Raw genomic sequence first — 19,130 nt, 5'->3', positions numbered from 1 at the left:
CAATAACTTAACCCTTACTCACCGCTATGAAACTCAACAATAGCCCCATCACGCAACATCGCTTCGCAGATCGCACCTTTTTCCTTAAACGAGACGATCTGCTGCATTCACACTTTTGCGGCAACAAAGCGCGCAAGTTCAGCGCATTGCTCACCTTGGAACAACCTCAAGTACGCACACTGATCAGTTACGGATCCGCCCAAGCGAACTCACTCTACTCTTTGGCGGCGCTGGCACGCATCAAAGGTTGGCAACTGGAGTTTTATGTCGACCATCTGCCCAACTGGCTTAAGCAGCGGCCGATGGGGAATTATCGCGGTGCGCTGGAGCTCGGCGCGGACATCATTGAAGTGGGCACACTCGCTGCGGGAATGCATCCGAGCGAATACATAGAAAAAGTACGCCAGCCAAACGAAACGTGTTATCTGGTCCCCGAAGGCGGGCGTTTTACCTTGGCCGAACAAGGCATTAAAGAGCTGGCCCGCGAAATACTCGACTGGACACGCTTTGCCAGCCAGCACTCATTCGTCGTGGCATTGCCCTCTGGCACTGGCACCACCGCCCTCTACCTGCACAAATACCTCAAGCCGCATGGCATCGAAGTGCTGACCTGTGCTTGCGTTGGCGAAGAGCGCTACCTGATTGAGCAGTTTGCTCAGCTTGGAGAGCAAGACTATCCGACCATCCTGACTGCACCGCGTAAACACCACTTCGGCAAGCTCTATCACGAAGACTACCGCACTTGGCAAGCGCTTTTAGACCAAACCGACATCGAGTTCGATCTGCTTTACGATCCCCTCATGTGGCAATGTTTAAGCCCTTGGCTAGCCAATCATCGAGACAAAACGCTCATTTACCTGCATCAAGGTGGACTACTCGGCAATGAAACTATGCTGCCCCGCTATCAACGCAAATGGAGCGATAAATAAATTTCACCGCGTTTGGAAAATGACACGAATGTTACAGTCAATTGATGTATGCTTTACAGTAACTTAACGATTGATTGGGAGGCAGCGTTCGTTGAAAGCGAGAATATTACAGCAGTGGTTCCCGGGGTTACTTCAGCTTAAACAGTACCAGCGCGATTGGTTCACCGCCGATCTGCGCGCGGCACTTTCTGTCGTCGCGGTCGCACTGCCCGTTGCCATCGCCTATGCGCAGTTGACTGGCGTCTCCGCCATTGTTGGCCTCTATTCATGCGTATTACCTATGCTGGTTTATGCCTTGATGGGCACATCGAGACAGTTGATTGTCGGCCCTGATGCGGCCACCTGCGCCGTAATTGCCGCGGTCGTCACCCCCCTGGCCGCAGGCGATTCCACCAAACACTGGCAATTGGTGATGACCATGACCGCGATGACGGGCATCTGGTGTGTTTTGGCCAGTCGCCTTAAACTCGGCATTCTCGCGGATTTTCTCTCTCGGCCGATATTGCTTGGCCTGCTTAACGGCGTCGCGCTGACCATCATCGTCGGCCAGTTTGCTAAAGTTCTCGGTCTTAAGTTTGAGCAGCGCTACCTTTTGGAACGGCTATGGGAAGCGCCACAATTGCTGAGCGAACTTCATTGGCCAACGCTGGCAATGAGTGCAACCACCCTCTTTTTGTACCTGCTGACCAAACGTTTTCGCCCGGGTTGGCCTGCGGCGATGTTGGCCATTGTCGTCACGACCGCAGCGGTGTGGTTGCTCCATCTGGAAAGCATGGGGGTGAGCGTGGTTGGCGTAACGCAAGGTGGTTTCCCTGATTTTCAAACTCCACAATTTGATATCGGCGTGAGCCGCGAACTGGTGGTGCCAGCGCTGAACTTAGCCATGGTCAGCTTTGTCAGCATGATGCTCACCGCGCGCAGCTTTGCGGCCAAAAATGGCTACGACATTGATGCGGATAAAGAGTTTCGCGCCTTGGGTTTTGCCAATATTGCTTCAGCGTTCTCACAAGGTTTTGCTATCAGCGGCGCAGACTCACGCACCGCCGTTAATGATGCCAATGGAGGAAAATCGCAACTGGTGTCAATCATCGCCGCCACCGTCATTGCCATCATCGCCGTGTTTGCCTACCAGCCACTGCAATATATTCCCATTGCCGCTTTAGGTGTCGTGTTAGTGTTCGCTTCGCTGTCGCTGCTCGATCTCAAAGGCATTTGGACATTAAGAAAGCGGGACAAAGACGCGTTTTATCTCGCCAGCGTCACTTTTATTGCGGTGTTAATAGTCGGTGTGATCCCTGGTATCACCTTGGCGGTGTTACTCGGCTTATTCCAGTTTTTGCGCATTGTGATGCGCCCAAGTGACCAGGAGCTCGGCCTAGACGAAGAAGGCACTATCCGCACCATCGACAGCACGGGCAAAGCCAACCCGATTCCGGGTATGGTGATCTACCGTTTCAACTCGCCACTGACATACTTCAACGCGCCCTACTTTAAACGCCGGCTGCTAGAGTGTACGGAGAAAAGCACTGGCGATGTGGGCTGTGTGGTGGTGGACGCCGTTTCCTGTTTTACCCACCTCGATTTGAGTGTGATGGCGATGCTCTCGGATGTGCATACCATATTGAAGCAGCGCGGCATCCGTTTAGTGCTCGCCGGACGCAAGCGCAGCATGCGAAACTGGTGTGAGCTCACGGGTATCAGCACCAGTGAAGGAGGCATCCTGCTGCGTGCCGACCTCTATTTAGCGGTGAAACTGAGTGGCTGTTACCTTAGCGCAGTGGGCGACGGTCAAGTGCCCGCGATCCAAAAAGAACCCGACCCCGAGGCGCCCGCCAAGCCGATTCCCGAAGTGGCTTAAACGGCTACCACTAAGCAGTTTGCTGTTTTGACGGCCTGATAAACGCAAAACAGCAAACTGGGACACTTTTTCTTCGCCCACTTCATCAATACTGATCCCACTTCAATTTGTGGGATCAACCATGTTATTTCGTTACCCCATCACACTGCGCTTGGTGATCAAACTCAGTCTCAAGCGTGTGACCCTGACTTGGCTCATCGTCTTGGCAGAGAATGTCTTGATGATGTTGTTACCACTTTTTATCGGTTTTGCCATTGATGGTCTGCTTGAGCAAAACTTGCGTCCGCTGCTGACACTCGGATTTATCCTCTTTGCGCTGGTGGTGATCAGCGTGGCGCGGCGTGTCTACGACACCAGAGTATACGGAGCAATCAGAGTCAGGTTGGCCAAGTTGGTCGCGCGCAATTTGCGCGCCGTGCCCATTTCCGTGAAAGATGCGCGCCTGACCATGTCTCGGGAACTGGTGGACTTTCTAGAGCAACATCTGCCCGCCGTGATTACCGCGCTGGTGCAGTTGCTGGCAACTTTAGTCATTCTCGCCAGCTTTCATTTCACTCTCGCCCTGTGCGTTCTGGCCGCAGGGCTAGCCATGCTATTGCTTTACACTTTGTTTCATCGCACCTTTACTCGTCTCAACGCCACACTCAATGATCAACTTGAGCAGCAAGTCGGCGTGCTGGGTGGCCGTTCGTTCGCCGCTATCCGAGCGCACTTTGAGCGGTTGAAACAGTGCGAAATTAAACTCTCTGATACTGAAGCGCTGGTGTATGGACTGATTTTTATCGCGCTCTTTAGCTCGGTGGTCGCTAACTTGTGGCTGGTGAGTCATCTGCCCGCGCCCACCGCGGGACAAGTATTTGCTGTCGTCACCTACTCACTGGAATTTGTCGAAACCGCGGTCATGCTACCAATCACGCTGCAAACCCTCTCGCGTTTAGAAGAGATCAGTCAGCGGCTCAATCAGCCAGCGAGCAACTTAGCCGCACCGGAGCATGCCAAATGAAAAAAGTTCTTGTTCTGCTGGCTGGTGCGAGCAGCATTATCGCTGCGCTGCTAGCGCTAGAGGCACTTGAGCCGCAACCTGTCGCATTTAAAGAAAAAGCGCAGCCATTGCCAACCACCACGGTAGTGGAAGTGGTGCCAACTGATTACGCCCCTCGGCTTATATTGCTTGCCACCACTACGGCTCGCTGGCCAATTGAACTTAAAGCCACCAGCAGCGCGCAGCTGACCTGGTTGCATCCAAAGGCAGAACCCGGAATGCGGGTTGAAAAAGGCACAGAACTGGCAAAACTCGACACTCACGCGCTAGCCGCCGATTTAGCCGAGGCGAATAGCCAGTTCAAACAAGCGCAGCTCAACTTACAACAGGTTGAACACGAACAAACCGTGGCACTAAAAATGTTAGCTGCCACGCCAAGTTCCGCATTTGCCCGTCGCGAGCCTCAAGTCGCCGCGGCGAAAGCTTTGCTTGCTCAGACAAAACAAAGAGTGACCAGTGCAATGGAGCGACTGAGCCAAGCCAGCATGATCGCCCCCTTTGACGCGGTGATCCTCAAACGTTCGGTGAGCCCAAACCAGTGGCTGGATGCTGGCCAAACTGCGTTTAGCTTAGCGGCCAGCGACTCACTCGACGTCACCGTCCTAGTCTCTGAGCGTCATTGGCAGCAACTGCAAGCGGAATTATCCAGCGCCCACGTTAAGGTGCAAGATCGCGCCGGACAAACGCGGCCCGCTTATCTGCGTTATGTGTTGCCTGAGGTTGATGCTCTTACTCGCCAAAGGCAAGTGGTGTTTGCCGTTACTGAGCCTTATCAAGGTAGCGCGAACTTACGCCCAAACCAATCAGTCAATGTCATCGTCCAGCTTGCCAAACAGGCCGATATTACCGCTCTACCACTTAGTGCCATCACTCGAGATGGTGATGTCTGGACACTAGACGAGCAGCAACGCCTGCAAAAAGAGCGGGTGACTCTGGTCTCACAAACACCAGAGCATGTGTACGTACGTTTTGTTGAGAACAGTAATAAAACCCGCCGCGTCGTGCTCTATCCGCTGCTTTCTATGCTCGAGGGTCAACAAGTTTTACCACAATCACGCACTGCTTATGTCTTACACGAGGATGCGATGCGATGAACTGGCTAACAAAGTGGTTTATTCACCACCCGGTTGGGGCAAACTTGCTGATGTTCGCCATTCTAATCAGTGGCTTGTTGGCTTATGGTCAGTTGCGTGTCGAGTCTTTCCCCCAAATCGCGCCATCTTCAATCGCCATTTCGGTGAGCTATCCCGGCGGCAGTGCGCAGCAGATTGATGACAGTGTCACGCAGCGTATTGAAGAAGCCATCAGCGGCATTGCTGGCATCAAGCAAGTCACCAGTCAATCCGTTGCGGGAATGGCCAATATCATCGTACGTAAAACCAGCAGTGCAGACCTTAACCAACTGCTCGATGACGTGCGTAATCGTGTCAACGCCATAAGTACCTTGCCGACACTGGCTGAAAAGCCGCAAGTCACGCGCAATGAGTTCACCAATTTGGCCGCTTTTGTCGTCATCTCCGGCCCTCGCAGCGATGATGCGCTGCAACCCATCGCTCGTCAGGTTGAACAAGCACTAAAAAGGCATCCCGATATTTCCAGCGTCGCCAATTGGGGACGGCGTAAACCTCAGTTGGTGATTGAGCCCGATCCGGCCCGATTGCACGCACTGGGACTTAGCTTGGAAGATCTGGCGACAACCATAGAGCGGATGTCTCTACAGACTCGCAGCGGTGAGCTGGTGAGCGAACGTGGCAGGGTGCTGCTTCGAGGAGACTGGATCGCCGATGATTTGCAAAAACTCAGCCGCCTAACCATCGTTTCTCAGACCGAAGGACGTATCACTCTCGGTGACATCGCCAAGTTAAACCGTGGCTATGAAGCAAGCGGTGCCATTGTGCGCAACAATGGTGAAAATGCGATTGCCCTGCTAGTCAGCACCAGTCAAACAGACAACCTGCTGGACGTCAGCGCGGCGATAGCAGAGACCTTAGCTGCGCAGCGAAAATCGCTGCCCGCCGACATCCAGCTCAGCACCATCGCCGACATGGCGCCCTACATTGAAGATCAACTGCAGCGCTTAGGCAACAATGCTTGGCAGGGATTATTGATTGTCATCGTCGTGCTTGGCCTCTTTCTTGACTTAAGACTAGCCTTTTGGGTCGCGGCAGGCATTCCCGTTGCGCTTGCAGGCACCTTGACGGCGATGCGCATTGCCGATTACAGCCTCAATGACATTACTCTATTTGGCTTTATTCTGGTGCTGGGTATTCTGGTCGATGACGCGGTGGTGGTCGGTGAAGCGATTTATGACAAACGCAGCAAACAACTAAACGCTCGCAAAGCCGCTTGGCAGGGCGTGCACTCGGTCTCGGTGGCAACGGTATTTGGCGTACTCACCACCATGGCTGCGTTTTCGCCGATGTTGTGGATCAACAGTGACTTGGCTCGTCTCCTTGCTGGTTTTTCGGCCGTGGTGATCTTTGCTCTGTTCTTCTCCCTGCTGGAAAGCAAGTTTATTTTGCCATCGCATCTGGCGCAGTTGTCAGTAGCAAAAAAGAGCCAAGGGCGATTCGCTACGCTGCAAAGGGCGGTGCAACAAGGGCTGAACTGGTTTATTGCTCGCGTCTATCTACCACTGCTCAAAGCCGTGCTGCGCCACAAACTTGCCGCCTTGTTTGGCTTTATCTCCGCAGTGGTGCTGGCGTATGGGATGTGGGCAAACGGCACGATTCGCAGCGCTATTTTCCCCGACATTCCTGGTCGATACCTCACCGCCAAGGTGGTATTGCAACAAGGCGCACCCTTGCCACTACAAAAGCAAGCGGTGATGCAACTCGAACACGCCATGACTCAGGTTGAAGAGCACCTGCTAGAGAACGGCAGCTTAACCACGCCGCCCGTGGTTAATTTGCTGGCTTGGTCGGACGGCCATGGCGAGATAGAAGTCACGGCGCAACTGAGCCGTGAGGCGCTTGGCACCTTACCCGCATCATCGCTGACCGAGCTTTGGCGTCAAGCCACCGGTTCCATCGAAGGTGTTTATTCTCAGCAATTTAGCAGCGCTGAAACGCCCGCCGGGGAAATTTTTCTCTCCATCTCAGCCTCTGAGCGAGAGCTCGCCAAGCAAGTTACACGCCAGTTGGCACAAACGCTACGCAGTTTACCCGGTGTCAATGACGTTTATGACGATGGCCAAGACGGGCAACCGCAAGTGCGGTTGCGGCTTAACGCATATGGCCAACAGTTAGGTGTAACGCAGGAACAACTTGCGCGTCTCGCGGGAGAGGCGTTTGGCGAGCGAGAAATCCACCGTTTGCTGGAGCAAGGCCAAGAAACGCAAGTGCTGCTGCGCTATCCCTCCAACGAGCGCAAGACCATAGCGCAGCTTGAGCAAACTCGCTTGCCGCTCGCTCAGGGGCAAAGTGTGTTGCTCGCTGATATAGCTGATTTTCATTACCAACAGCCGCCGCAAATCCTCTATCGACGCGATCGTGACCCTGTGGTCAATCTGTTTTGGCTGCAAAACCGAGCCATTCAAGCTCCCGAACAAACGCTGATGCAACTGCAAGATTCGATTGAATCGCTCAATCAGCAGTATCCGCAAGTCACGATCCGCGCAGGCGGTGAGCTCGAAGAGATAGGCGAAGTGTCTGACGGATTTCGCTCGGCAATGCTGCTGACCTTGTTGCTGATCTATATTCTGCTGGCGGTGCCGCTGCAATCATACTGGCAACCACTATTGATTATGACGGTGATCCCATTTGGCTTTGCGGGTGCTATCTTTGGACATTATTTGCTGGACTTGCCAATCAGCCTGCTGTCGCTGTTTGGTATGATGGCGATGAGCGGTATTGTTATTAACGACTCGTTGGTTCTGATCACCTATTTCAACCGCGAGTATCGAGCGGGCGCCACGCTGACACAGGCGTTAATCAATGCAGGAGCTCGCCGGTTTCGGGCGATTTTTCTCACCACCCTGACCACGGTATGCGGCTTATTGCCACTGTTAAACGAAAGTGCCGAACAAGCGCAATATCTCAAACCTGCTGCCGTGTCGTTGGTCTTTGGTGAACTGTTTGCCACCGCAGTCACCTTATTGTTAGTCCCACTTTTACTCGCGTTAACTCACTCCAGGCCGAAAGAAACGACGCTTGAGACTACGCGTGTAGAATCAAACTTAAATTCCGGTGAAAGCGCAAAGAATGGCGCTATTTAAGTGATATGGAGAATTGACCATGAAAGTCCTGACCAAAATTCTGCTTAGTACCTTGCTGCTCTGTTTGAGCGTGAGTTTTCCTTTACACGCCAAAGAGCAGAGAATTCGCTTTCAAAGTGGCGACAATATCCTCGCTGGCTACTATTTATCGGCCGAAAAGCCAACCGACAGCAAAGGGGTGATTCTTTTTGTGCATGGTGATGGAGCGCTCAGCTATGACGCCTATGGCTATTATGAGCCAATTTGGCAACGACTGATTGACAATGGCTATGCGGTTTTTAGCTGGGATAAACCGGGCGTTGGCGACTCGACGGGCAATTGGCTTAACCAGTCCATGCAGGATCGCCAACAAGAAGTTCACGACGCCATCGCGTTTGTCAAAAACCATTTCCGTCACCAAACCAAAAGCCTTGGCTTGATGGGCTTTAGCCAAGCAGGATGGGTGGTACCGGCCGTTGCAAAAAGCAATGATGAGGTGGATTTTTTCATCGGCGTCGGCTTTGCCATCAATTGGATGCAGCAAAGCTGGTACTTGACGAAAACACGCCTAGAAGCAAACGGGGCCAACGAAAGTGACATCGCCAAGGCCTATCAGCACCATTTGCAAGAGATTGCTTTTTGGCAAGCCAATCCCACCTACGCCGATTATAAAACGCAGTACGCCAACCAACCGGACTTGATGAGTGAAGAGCGCTTTCAATTTGCCAAACTGAACGCCTTTGCGGATGCGAGCAATGATTACCATAATCTGACAAAACCCGGGCTCATCTTACTGGGAGAGCAGGACCTCAATGTGGATATCAACCACACTCATCGGCGACTAAGCAAACTATTTGAAGGGAAAAGCAGCCTGACCATCAAGCGAATTGCTAACGCAACACACAGTTTACTTAAGCATCCCACATTCAATACCCAGACCCCAGACCTTTGGTTTCTCATCAAGCTCAGTTGGTATGGCGACGAGGCGTATGCCCGCGAATTTTTCGACACTCTTGACACTTGGCTTAGCCAGGTTGCTCAAGCTCAATAACCTAGGCACGTGAATAGCGAGCCGCAGCAAGGAGGCTACTTTTGTATTGTGTTGACCTTATCAAGTTAACGGACGATAGTAAGTCGGTTGCCAAATTGGAGCCCCTATCGATGTCTGCATCACGCCAATCGCCGTTCAACCTTGTGCCAGAAATTGCCCTACTCCAGCCATTACCAGAACACTGGCAAAAACGCTTTGCCGATGCTCTAACGCTGATGCATCAAGATTGGCAGCAACCCCGCTCTTGGCAAGAAATAGCCACCGCCAGCGCGATTTCCCCGTCGCATTTTCATCGACAATTTACCGAGCTTTTTCACGAGACTCCGGGCCAATATCTTGCGCGGCTACGGCTGCAACACGCCGTGAACCTGCTGCTGAGCCAAGAGCAGCACAACGTGACCGACGTCGCCCATGTGTGTGGTTTTTCTTCTTCGCAAGCGCTGGCCAAAGCCTTAAAAAGAGAGCTCGGTATCAGCGCCAAAACCATCCGCCAAATGGCAGATCACGCCACTCCGCATGAAACAGCAGAGCTCATCGCCAAACTCGCCCACCCTAGCCCGCAACATTCGCTCGAAACAGAACTGGTACAAGCGATGCCAACCGAATTGGTCTGGTATCCTGCGCGCGGGATGAAAAAGCTCACACTTGCTAACCCTGACTGGGATAACGTCATAGGTATCTATGGAGAGAAATCGCGACGCTTGCTCAGCGCAACGCCCATCGCGCAGTTAGACAGCCCTTGGCAGCTGATTGAAACCTTTATCGGCGATTGGCAAGCCCAGCAGAGCCAGCACGACTTCACCTTGCCTGAAGGATACTACCTTTGCGCTGAAGTTTATCTTGTCTCTGATGTCGCCTATAGCGCTGCCTTAGATGCCCTTTTTGCGATCGCAGCACGTAAACAACTGGAGATCGATCAGAATGCGTTTTTGCTGGAGTTCGTACGCGATGTCGAACTGACACCCACGGGCGGTGCGACCTTCTCTTTTCAGCTTCCCATCGTTACGCCAAATCATGACGAAGACTAACCTCTCTATCGTTTAGATCCTGCGAGACTCAGTCTACCGCTGACAACGATCTTTGTGGCTGAGATGGAATCACTTCGCTCTCACGCGACAGGCGATGAATTAACGCTTCGCGGCGCAGATCCAGAATTTCATCGATGAGTTTTTCCTTCGCATGGATGCCAAAATGCTCGGCATAATTCTTCACTTTCGTCACTTCCTCAGGATGTAAGCGATAGACATCCTGCTTGAGTTTTGCAACGGCTTCACTTTTGATCAAACCACGCTGTTGCAAAAGCTTGATAATGGTGGAATCGGATGGATTGAATTTCTTACGCATGGCACTTCACATTATTTGGGGCTTATCAACCGCCTCGATAAACTCGCCGCACAAGTTAACCACTTAATATGACAGTAGAATTTCACACCAAAAAGTAAGCACAACTCTCATTTTAAATATCGCACTCCGCCCAAGCTCGTCATAATCTGCTAAAGCTAATCTTCAGTTAGGCTCAACAAGGTCGTTAATCGCTGTTGAGCTGGTTCGCCTAGACCGTCGGGAAGACAACCAGAAGGAAAGAAAAATACAATGTGTACACGCATTCTCAACAATATGGATAACAAACAAGTCGCTGTGGCTCGCAACATGGATTGGGAGTTTCACCTTGATGCCACACTAATGCTTACCCCAGCGGGCGACTGCGCAGTCGGCATGAGTAAAGCGGAAAGAAAAAAAGAAGGGATAACAAAAAAGCAAGTGCTTAAGTGGCAGGCAAAATATGCGAGCATAGCCACCTTACTAGGCGATGACGAAGATAGCTTTGGTTTTTGCGATGGCATGAATGAAAAAGGTTTTGTCGCCAACGTGTTATACGACACCAACTGCACCTTTCACCAAGGGTCACTCAGTGACGAGCAAAAAGGCTTGAGTGTTCTACGCTGGGGGCAATTTATGCTGGATTGTTTCGCGTCTGTTCGAGAAGCGGTGAGCTATTTCTCGTTCCCAGAACCGGGTATGGAGATCTGCTTTTTCGGCGGCAGCGTACCCGGTGATCCCAACGCCCCCGCACAGGTTCATGCAGCGATTTCTGACCGACACGGTGATTCCGCTATTTTGGAAATTCATCAGGGCAAACTAACCATCTATCATCACCGCGACTATACGGTCATGACCAACGAGCCGGATTATCAGACCCAGATCAACCTAGATACGTACTGGCGTTATCAATGGAACAAAACCAAAAGCGCGAATCAAAACCCAGTCTTTACCACGCCGGGAGGCCATACCTCGGTACAAAGATTTGAACGCGCTAGCTACTATCGGTTGCTGCAAAACGAGAATTTAACTCAGGTTGATCGTGTTGCTCAAGTCGCGGCCATGATTTCCCCATGTAAAGTCCCACAAGGGTTTGAAGCGCTGCATCCTAACAATCTTGAAGAGCAATTGGAGAAAAAGGCTGGCATCACCTTCAACTCTTTCACCTTATGGACCAACATCAGCGACTGTAAAAATAAGCGCTACTACTTACAAAGTAACGACACTATTCAAACTGTCTGGGTGGAGTTTCCTAAATCGCTTGAACAAGCACAGTCGATCTGTCTGGATGCCACCTTTAGAGCGGCGCAAGTGATGGGCGATGTCACCAAGAAGATGCACCCTGTGACACAACACCCTCTTCACACGGCATAGTCAAACTTATCCATAGCAAGGCAATACTGATTTTTGCCTGAGGCTTTGGCACGATAGAGCGCTTCATCGGCATGAAGCAGAGCACTACGATGGTACTCTGGCTGATGAAGTGCCAAACCGATACTGACCGTCACAGGTTGTCCAATCGCAAAATCATATTGGGCAATACTGTCTAGCAATCTCTGCACCTTCTCTTTGGCAATTTGCTCATGGCTTGCATCGATGGACACCAGAAACTCCTCACCTCCCCAACGGCCAACCAAATCGCCCGGCTCCACCACTTTTTCTAGGCAGCGAGCAAGATTGGACAACACCGAGTCTCCGACATCATGCCCCAATCGGTCATTAATCTTTTTAAAGTCATCCACATCAATCATCGCAATCCAACGAGTCTGCTGTACGTTGTGCAAAAAATCATCCAAGCATCGGCGGTTTGCCAGCCCAGTCAGAGGGTCTTTAGTGGCTAACTCGTGCAATTTTTGGTTTGATTTGCGCAAGGACTCCAATAACTGACGACGGCTATGATCGTAAAAAAAACCGACAAAAAACAAAAAGGCAAATACTGTAGTGAAATGAATAAAACTGATCGTCTCAAAATAGGCCGGCTGCCAAGAGTCCATCGTCGTTAATATATAGGATGCAGTGATAAGGTAAGTTATGCTGCTAAACCAAGCGCCCAACTTGTAGCCCAGAATCAGCATAGACACCATTGGGGTGATAAAAATGAATGCAAGTGAAAATTCGTGGTGCCCTTCCTGAACAATGATAGACATGCTCGAAAGGGTCATGTTTAACTGCATGATAAACGCTGCAATTTTTGGCGCTCGACACTCTTTCATCAGCAGCAAACTGATCACACACGAGACCATACCAATCGCCAAAGTGTTACGCATTGGCGTGTTGGGTATGACAAAGATATTGTAGTAGAGAAAGAATAGATTGGTGAAACCGAGAATCATCAAGGCAATCACCAGAAAAGAGTAATCTTTATAGCGTTCGTCATCGACTCGCAGCGCCAGCCATTTTGCGATCCACGCACTCAACATGTGTCTTCCTTAATCTAAACCAACCCATAGAATTACCCGATAGATTAGCGCTGTATATTGACAATAATAATAACGAATTATAGTGAATGATGAAGAGTATGCAATTGACATCATTCAAACTATTAAATGGCGTTAATTTTCTAAAAAATAATCACAAATTGTCACGTTTTGGCGATCTTCACCACAATTTCTTTATTCAAACAAAATACAAACAACTCATATGCAATAGCATTTATATTAAACAAATCCTATTCACCACATTTTTGTTTACTATTTATTCAAACCTGTTATGGTACCGTTCCCACGAATAGGTGTGGGTTCTTTTGAGGTATCTATGAAGCACAACCTTTTATCGACAGCATTTGGAACGTTACTGCTGTTTTCTTCTTTTACTGCTTCTGGAATGGAATCTGATATCACAGCTCGACTGATCGGCGGTGATAAAGCGCAACCTAACGCATGGCCATTTATGGTCGCCTTAACCCGAAACGGCGCAACTCAGCCATTTTGTGGTGGCAGCCTCATCGCCAATCAATATGTTTTAACCGCCGCGCATTGCGTTGACAAACAAACGCTCGCTTCCGACTTACAGGCGGTGGTGAATGCCTACAATTTTGATGACTTATCTTCTGCGGTTAGAGTCGAAGTAAAACAGATTTATCGCCATCAAAATTACCAAACCGCCTTTGATGGCGACGATATCGCCATTTTGGAGTTGACTCGTGCCATCGATAATCCTTTACTCTCCGTAGCAAAAAGCGCTGACTTTAATGAGCTAAACGAAAATCTCTCATTGAATGTGATTGGCTTTGGTAGCCGTCATTATGACCCGGTGAAAAAGGCCAGCAGCGACAATCCAAGAGTGCTTCATCAAGCATCTGTGCCCTTTGTATCTCTGGCAAAATGCAAAGCATCGAACAGTAGCTACAAAAATCTTGGTGACCACGTATTTTGCGCAGGTGAAATCGGTGTTGACAGCTGCCAAGGTGACAGCGGCGGTCCAATTATGTATGACGCCACCAACGGCCTCAAACAGATGGGTATTGTCAGTTGGGGCGTCGGCTGCGGTCTTAACCCCGGAGTCTATACCAAGGTGAGTGACTATCAGAATTGGATTGAGGATCGCACCGCGGGTCTTTCTTATCGTCAAAGTAAAAACATTGGCATCATTGACCTTGCAGCGAACCGCAAGCACATTTTTACCTTTACCAACCAATCCAACAACAGTATTGAGCTGAAAAATCCTCAAGCGACGGTCAACGGAAACACTTGGTTGACCATTATCGCCCCCGCGAAGGACACTTGTTCAGGCCTCCTCTCTCCCGGCGAGCAGTGCCAAATTGAAGTGGATTACAGCATTGTTGAGTACACACTCGGTCGAGTTTTGCTTGAGTTCGAATCAAGCGACCTTAAAGAGGGGAAGGTCGCCGCATGGTTGGACTATGATGCGCTCCAGCCTGCGTCTCACGCAGTCAGAAGCTACCTCAACGTACTACCCCATCACAGCGCTTACGAGAACAATCATCGCTGGCAAGTTGAAGGGAACGTGTTATCCAGTGCAACTGACCTAGAAGCAAATCAAACCTCTGAGTTAGTGCTTGATAACCTGCCAAGAGGTGAGTTTTCATTTGATTACTGGATCAAGTCCGATGGCGGCTTAGATTCATTAACGGTTTACTTAAACGGTAAAAAAGAGAAAGTATTCTTCGGCTATGCCAATGAAATACTGAGTAAAGGCAGTTATTCGCTTGAAATGTATAGCGCGAGTAACAAAGTTCGATTGGTGTACCACCGCAGTCAAAACAGTAAGCAGAGTGATAGCCACGTGAGCCTCACTGAGCTAAAACATGGCAAATTGCTCACCGATATCCTGCAAGAAACGCTGGATCTCATTCGCAGCGATAATAGTAGCGACGCGGGTAGTTTCGGGATCGGCTCCGGATTGGCTTTATTGGCTATGCTGTGGCTGCGCCGATCACGACGCCAATAAGAGCACTACCCACATTCTAGTAATCACAGCCAAGCGCGCTATTGATCAAAACCGAGCGAGGTTAAGTCGCTTGGTTTTTTTGCGTCTGATAAACAGAGTAGGCTCCAAAGACCACCAATAGATGGGTAAAAATGAGAAGAATGTAGCGGAAAATTCTCCACATACTGTCTTGATCGATAAAGAGCCAGATACGTAAAAATCACGTTCAGTAAGCAATTTCAAGAGAAGATAGCGTGAGTAAAAAAATTGGCCTTTACTGGTTTACCAACGACTTACGAGTAAACGATAACCCGCTACTTGAGCAAGCAACGCAGCAAGTGGATCGCTTGATCTGTTTGTACTGCTATCCCTCGATTACGCCGTTTTTGGCGCACTATGCCCAGCAAACTCAATGGGGCGAAGCCAAGCAAAGGTTTCTCAACCAAACCTTGGCTGACTTAGATCATTCGCTCAGTACGCTAGGCCAAAAGCTTTGGGTGACGCCACTTTTGCCCTATCAAGCGCTGCGCCATCTACTGACTCAAGTCGAGATTACGGATATTTATGTGGATGCAATGGCGGGCTCAGATGAGCGTCAAGCTATCGCGCGCATTCATCAGGACTTTTCTTCTGTGCACATCCATCAGCAAGCTCTGCACAGCTTATTGAGTGAGCCGCAGTTGCCGTTTGCACTTGAGGCGCTACCGAGCACCTTTACCCAATTTCGTAAGCAAGTAGAAACGCTCTCCCTCTCTGCGCCGATGGGTTATCCGCGTGTTTTGCCACCCATTGAGCAAGGCTGGCAGTTGCCTTTACTGGACATTGTCGCCGAGCCGAATCACAGCGCCTTTATCGGTGGGGAGCACGCAGGGCTGACGCATTGCCAAAACTATTTCTCCTCCATGCTCCCCAGTTGCTATAAAGAGACACGCAATGGGTTAGACGGCATGGATTATTCCACTAAGTTTTCGCCTTGGCTCGCGCTCGGTGCGGTTTCGCCAAAAACTATTTATGCCATGTTGCAGCGTTATGAAGCTCTACATGGCGCGAACGATTCCACCTACTGGATTTTCTTTGAGTTACTGTGGCGTGAGTATTTTTACTGGTACGCGCGGCGCTATGGCGCAAAACTGTTTCGCTTCTCTGGGATTGGCGAGAAAAAACCGCTCACCAGTTTCTATGCGCAGCGCTTTTTACAGTGGAAGCACGGAGAAACGCCTTTCCCCATTGTGAATGCCTGTATGCGACAACTGAATCAAACGGGTTACATGTCCAACCGTGGTCGACAGTTAGTCGCCAGCTGTCTAGTTCACGAACTAGGCTTAGATTGGCGCTATGGTGCCGCTTATTTTGAAACCCAGTTGGTGGATTACGATGTCGGATCCAACTGGGGCAACTGGCAATATTTGGCGGGAGTCGGAGCCGACCCACGCGGCTCGCGGCAATTCAACCTCGAAAAACAGGCGCACACTTACGATCCAAAGGGCGAGTTCGTTGCCAAATGGTGCGGAACGGCTTGTGACAAGCGAAATGCTCTCGAAAATTTGGCGCTCGACAGTGTCGATATGGTTGACTGGCCAATCGCCGCCAGCGCGTCTCATCTTATCCATCATCCTCAAAATAAGGAAAGCTCATCATGAATATCGTGATCATCGGTGGCAGCGGCGGTATTGGTTTGGCGATGGTGCAAGAAGCGCTGAACCGGTTTAGTAAGGCCAACGTGGATGCGACTTACCATAGTACTACGCCGACGTGGCAGCACCCGCGGCTGACTTGGCACGCACTCGATGCCACCCAAGAAGCGCAGGTACAAGCCCTGAGTGAGCAATTTAGCCAAGTCGATTGGCTTATCAACTGTGTCGGCGTACTGCATACAGCAAATAAAGGACCAGAAAAGAACCTCAATGCCTTAGATGCGGATTTTTTCCTCTACAACCTGATCCACAATGCCTTGCCTAGCCTACTGCTTGCCAAGCATTTCACCGCCAAACTGAAGCAGAGTGAGGCGGCCAAGTTTGCCACGCTTTCCGCCAAGGTCGGCAGTATTAGTGATAACCAACTCGGCGGTTGGTACAGCTATCGTGCCTCGAAAGCGGCGCTCAATATGCTGCTGAAAACGTTAGCGATTGAATGGCAACGCTCACTGAAAAAAGGCGTGGTGTTGGCACTGCATCCCGGCACGACCGACACCAAACTCTCTGCGCCCTTTCACAGCAATGTCGCCCAAGAGAAACTGTTCAACCCCGCCCGTGTTGCGCACGATTTGATTGGTTTGATTGCAGCGGCAACACCTGAACAAAGCGGCGGATTTTATGCCTATGATGGCAAGGAGCTTCCTTGGTAACTTGGGTAGAGAGCGAGCTGTATCGTTAATTAAGCTCGATACAATTGATCCCACCAATTAATGCAATCGAGGCAAGTGATTGGACATTCCCGCCCACTCCTTGCAAAGATACGCTGGTGAAACCACAACATGCGCGATTAAAAGCCCATTTCGCCTCTGTTGTGGCTAATCTGCTCTTAACTCGTTGCTGGTCATTTTTTTAAGTAGAGCAAGCTCTATCTGCTTTCTAAAAAAACAAAAATACAGGTTTGGGGGGCGCCCCCCAACCATTTCGTTTGCTATGAGGAGAATGAAATGCAATACCTCGCAAAATTAAAAGTAAGGACGCGTTTGGCTCTAGGTTTTGGCACCTTAGTCGCTCTGATGGGCGTACTGACCATTATTGGTATTCAAAAAGTCAATTTTATCGATATGAGCTTAGAGGAGGTGACCGACATCAACTCCGTGAAGCAGCGCTACGCCATCAACTATCGAGGCAGTGTTCATGACCGAGCGATTGCGATTCGTGATGTGGCGATGGCCCGAAGCGCAAGGGAAATTAGCCAGTTTGAAGACGATATTCGCCATTTGGAAACCTTTTATCAGCAATCTGAGCAAAACATGCAACGTATGATGTCCGACGGCGTTCCGTTTTCAGCGAAGGAAAGAGACATTCTGCGACGAATTGATGAAATACAAGCCAAGACTCTGCCCCTAGTGCAAGAGGTCATCGCGAAAAAAACCAGTGGCGTTGATGTTACCCCGCTTCTGCTGGATAAGGTTCGGCCAAGTTTCGCCAACTGGTTAACGGCGATCAATGAATTTATTGATTATCAAGAATCTCTCAATCAGCAACTTACGCCAATAGCGCGAGCACAAGCCAATGGATTTCAAAGCCTGATGCTGGCTTTAAGCGGTATCGCGGTCGTGATCTCCGCACTGGTGGCCTTTATGATCGAACGCAGTTTTCGTCTTTCCTTAGGCAGTGAACCGTATGTGGCACAGAATGCCATTCAATTAATGGCCAGCGGCGAACTCACTCAGCACTATGAACCCAGTGAACGCGGTAGCATTCTCCATTCTCTGTCACTGATGTCCGACAAACTGAGCTCGATTGTGCTCAATATCCGCCGCGCATCAGAGCAGTTGGCAACCCAGGTAGAAGCCGTTTCTAGCGGATCTAGCTCGGTGTTTGATTCAGCGCAGCAGCAGGCTATTCTGACGCAGAATATGGCAACTCAGTTAGAAACCATGCACGCGAGTATTGATGACATCGCCAAAGTGGTCAGTCTTACAGAGCAAAACTCGGTCAACACATCGGACAATGCGCGCGATGGTCGCGTTCGCATAGCGGCAGTTGCTGAACAAATGCTCTCTGTCACCACAGCGGTCAATGACACCGTGGCTCAGGTCAAACAGCTTGAGGCAAAAACGCGCGATATCGGTGGAATCGTCAATATGATCAGCGGTATTTCAGAGCAAACCAACTTGCTTGCGCTGAACGCGGCGATCGAAGCGGCACGTGCAGGCGAATCCGGACGAGGTTTTGCCGTGGTAGCTGATGAGGTGCGAAGCCTAGCCAAACGTACTGGCGAAGCGACAACACAAATTGAATCAATGCTCAAAGAAGTACAGGCCCAGACTGTAGCAAGCGTGACCGCCATGGAGAACACCCAGCCTAAAGTCGAGAGTTGCCAGAAAAATACCGCGGAAGCAAGCCAACTGCTGGTGAGCATTGAGCAGCAGTCTCAGGACTCACTCAATCGAGTGCGTGACGTTGTCATTGCGACCGATGAGCAAGTGGGAGTGGTTCGCGAGTTAGTCGTCGCCATGCAACAAATCTCCAGTATGTCGAACGAGTCCATCCGCTTAATGGAGAATAATCAAGTCGCCAGCCAGAACTTGAATGCCCTTTCCAACCATCTCAAACAGGAAGTGGCCTTCTTCAAAGTGTAACGAGAACGGCTTGACCTGTAAAAAACGTAAAAAGCTCAGTATGTTGTCATGCTGAGCTTTTTTGAGC

At 50.4% G+C, this 19,130-nt stretch carries 14 protein-coding genes; 12 read left to right on the top strand and 2 right to left on the bottom strand.

Annotation, left to right across the window (positions count from 1 at the left end):
• Positions 1–26 precede the first annotated feature (26 nt).
• From EWA64_RS14480 to EWA64_RS14450, 7 genes are all read left to right on the top strand, one after another.
• On the top strand, positions 27–929 hold the full coding sequence (locus EWA64_RS14480; RefSeq protein WP_061893909.1) for a pyridoxal-phosphate dependent enzyme: 903 nt from the start codon (positions 27–29) through the stop codon (positions 927–929).
• 91 nt (positions 930–1,020) lie between these two features.
• Positions 1,021–2,787, top strand: a complete 1,767-nt coding sequence (locus tag EWA64_RS14475; RefSeq protein ID WP_061893908.1) for a SulP family inorganic anion transporter — start codon at positions 1,021–1,023, stop codon at positions 2,785–2,787.
• A gap of 121 nt (positions 2,788–2,908) precedes the next feature.
• Positions 2,909–3,790 (top strand): ABC transporter six-transmembrane domain-containing protein, encoded by an 882-nt coding sequence (locus EWA64_RS14470; RefSeq protein WP_061893907.1) that lies wholly within the window; start codon positions 2,909–2,911, stop codon positions 3,788–3,790.
• A complete protein-coding gene (locus EWA64_RS14465) occupies positions 3,787–4,923 on the top strand; it encodes an efflux RND transporter periplasmic adaptor subunit (RefSeq protein WP_061893906.1) in 1,137 nt (378 codons plus the stop codon). Before EWA64_RS14470 ends, EWA64_RS14465 begins: the two co-directional genes overlap by 4 nt.
• A complete protein-coding gene (locus EWA64_RS14460) occupies positions 4,920–8,045 on the top strand; it encodes an efflux RND transporter permease subunit (RefSeq protein ID WP_061893905.1) in 3,126 nt (1,041 codons plus the stop codon). The genes EWA64_RS14465 and EWA64_RS14460 overlap by 4 nt, the downstream gene beginning before the upstream one ends.
• A gap of 19 nt (positions 8,046–8,064) precedes the next feature.
• Positions 8,065–9,075, top strand: a complete 1,011-nt coding sequence (locus EWA64_RS14455) for an alpha/beta hydrolase family protein (RefSeq protein WP_061893904.1) — start codon at positions 8,065–8,067, stop codon at positions 9,073–9,075.
• Between the two features lie 110 nt (positions 9,076–9,185).
• Positions 9,186–10,103 (top strand): helix-turn-helix transcriptional regulator, encoded by a 918-nt coding sequence (locus tag EWA64_RS14450; protein WP_061893903.1) that lies wholly within the window; start codon positions 9,186–9,188, stop codon positions 10,101–10,103.
• A gap of 28 nt (positions 10,104–10,131) precedes the next feature.
• Here EWA64_RS14450 and EWA64_RS14445 read toward each other — a convergent pair whose 3' ends face one another.
• Positions 10,132–10,419 carry a hypothetical protein gene (locus EWA64_RS14445; protein WP_061893902.1) on the bottom strand — a complete coding sequence of 96 codons (288 nt, stop codon included), beginning with the start codon at positions 10,417–10,419 and terminating at the stop codon, positions 10,132–10,134.
• 249 nt (positions 10,420–10,668) lie between these two features.
• On the opposite strand from EWA64_RS14445, the gene EWA64_RS14440 reads away from it, so the two are divergent.
• Positions 10,669–11,769, top strand: coding sequence for a linear amide C-N hydrolase (locus EWA64_RS14440; RefSeq protein ID WP_061893901.1), 1,101 nt, complete (start codon positions 10,669–10,671; stop codon positions 11,767–11,769).
• On the opposite strand, the gene EWA64_RS14435 is transcribed toward EWA64_RS14440, so the two are convergent.
• Complete coding sequence (locus tag EWA64_RS14435; protein WP_061893900.1) at positions 11,757–12,815, bottom strand: GGDEF domain-containing protein; 1,059 nt, start codon at positions 12,813–12,815, stop codon at positions 11,757–11,759. The genes EWA64_RS14440 and EWA64_RS14435 overlap by 13 nt on opposite strands.
• A 334-nt stretch (positions 12,816–13,149) precedes the next feature.
• Between EWA64_RS14435 and EWA64_RS14430 the strand changes: the two genes are divergently transcribed.
• The 4 genes from EWA64_RS14430 (at position 13,150) to EWA64_RS14415 (ending at position 19,063) form a co-directional block, all read left to right on the top strand.
• Positions 13,150–14,805, top strand: coding sequence for a S1 family peptidase (locus EWA64_RS14430; RefSeq protein ID WP_061893899.1), 1,656 nt, complete (start codon positions 13,150–13,152; stop codon positions 14,803–14,805).
• Between the two features lie 233 nt (positions 14,806–15,038).
• Entirely contained in the window at positions 15,039–16,424 is a 1,386-nt protein-coding gene (locus EWA64_RS14425) for a DASH family cryptochrome (protein ID WP_061893898.1), read from the top strand.
• Positions 16,421–17,128: an SDR family oxidoreductase gene (locus tag EWA64_RS14420; RefSeq protein ID WP_061893897.1), complete on the top strand. Its 708-nt coding sequence runs from the start codon at positions 16,421–16,423 to the stop codon at positions 17,126–17,128. Before EWA64_RS14425 ends, EWA64_RS14420 begins: the two co-directional genes overlap by 4 nt.
• 294 nt (positions 17,129–17,422) lie before the next feature.
• On the top strand, positions 17,423–19,063 hold the full coding sequence (locus EWA64_RS14415; RefSeq protein WP_061893896.1) for a methyl-accepting chemotaxis protein: 1,641 nt from the start codon (positions 17,423–17,425) through the stop codon (positions 19,061–19,063).
• Positions 19,064–19,130 lie beyond the last annotated feature (67 nt).

Source organism: Vibrio cidicii (assembly GCF_009665415.1).
GTDB classification, from domain to species: domain Bacteria; phylum Pseudomonadota; class Gammaproteobacteria; order Enterobacterales; family Vibrionaceae; genus Vibrio; species Vibrio cidicii.
The sequence above is the reverse complement of the archived record's forward strand: the minus strand, read 5'-3'. Positions and strand labels throughout refer to the sequence as shown.

Coding starts and splice junctions, on each gene's coding strand:
- EWA64_RS14465 (WP_061893906.1), top strand. CDS start 3,787: ATGAAAAAAGTTCTTGTTCTGCTGGCTGGTGCGAGCAGCATTATCGCT.
- EWA64_RS14420 (WP_061893897.1), top strand. CDS start 16,421: ATGAATATCGTGATCATCGGTGGCAGCGGCGGTATTGGTTTGGCGATG.
- EWA64_RS14435 (WP_061893900.1), bottom strand. CDS start 12,815: ATGTTGAGTGCGTGGATCGCAAAATGGCTGGCGCTGCGAGTCGATGAC.
- EWA64_RS14480 (WP_061893909.1), top strand. CDS start 27: ATGAAACTCAACAATAGCCCCATCACGCAACATCGCTTCGCAGATCGC.
- EWA64_RS14415 (WP_061893896.1), top strand. CDS start 17,423: ATGCAATACCTCGCAAAATTAAAAGTAAGGACGCGTTTGGCTCTAGGT.
- EWA64_RS14430 (WP_061893899.1), top strand. CDS start 13,150: ATGAAGCACAACCTTTTATCGACAGCATTTGGAACGTTACTGCTGTTT.
- EWA64_RS14450 (WP_061893903.1), top strand. CDS start 9,186: ATGTCTGCATCACGCCAATCGCCGTTCAACCTTGTGCCAGAAATTGCC.
- EWA64_RS14470 (WP_061893907.1), top strand. CDS start 2,909: ATGTTATTTCGTTACCCCATCACACTGCGCTTGGTGATCAAACTCAGT.
- EWA64_RS14440 (WP_061893901.1), top strand. CDS start 10,669: ATGTGTACACGCATTCTCAACAATATGGATAACAAACAAGTCGCTGTG.
- EWA64_RS14455 (WP_061893904.1), top strand. CDS start 8,065: ATGAAAGTCCTGACCAAAATTCTGCTTAGTACCTTGCTGCTCTGTTTG.
- EWA64_RS14460 (WP_061893905.1), top strand. CDS start 4,920: ATGAACTGGCTAACAAAGTGGTTTATTCACCACCCGGTTGGGGCAAAC.
- EWA64_RS14445 (WP_061893902.1), bottom strand. CDS start 10,419: ATGCGTAAGAAATTCAATCCATCCGATTCCACCATTATCAAGCTTTTG.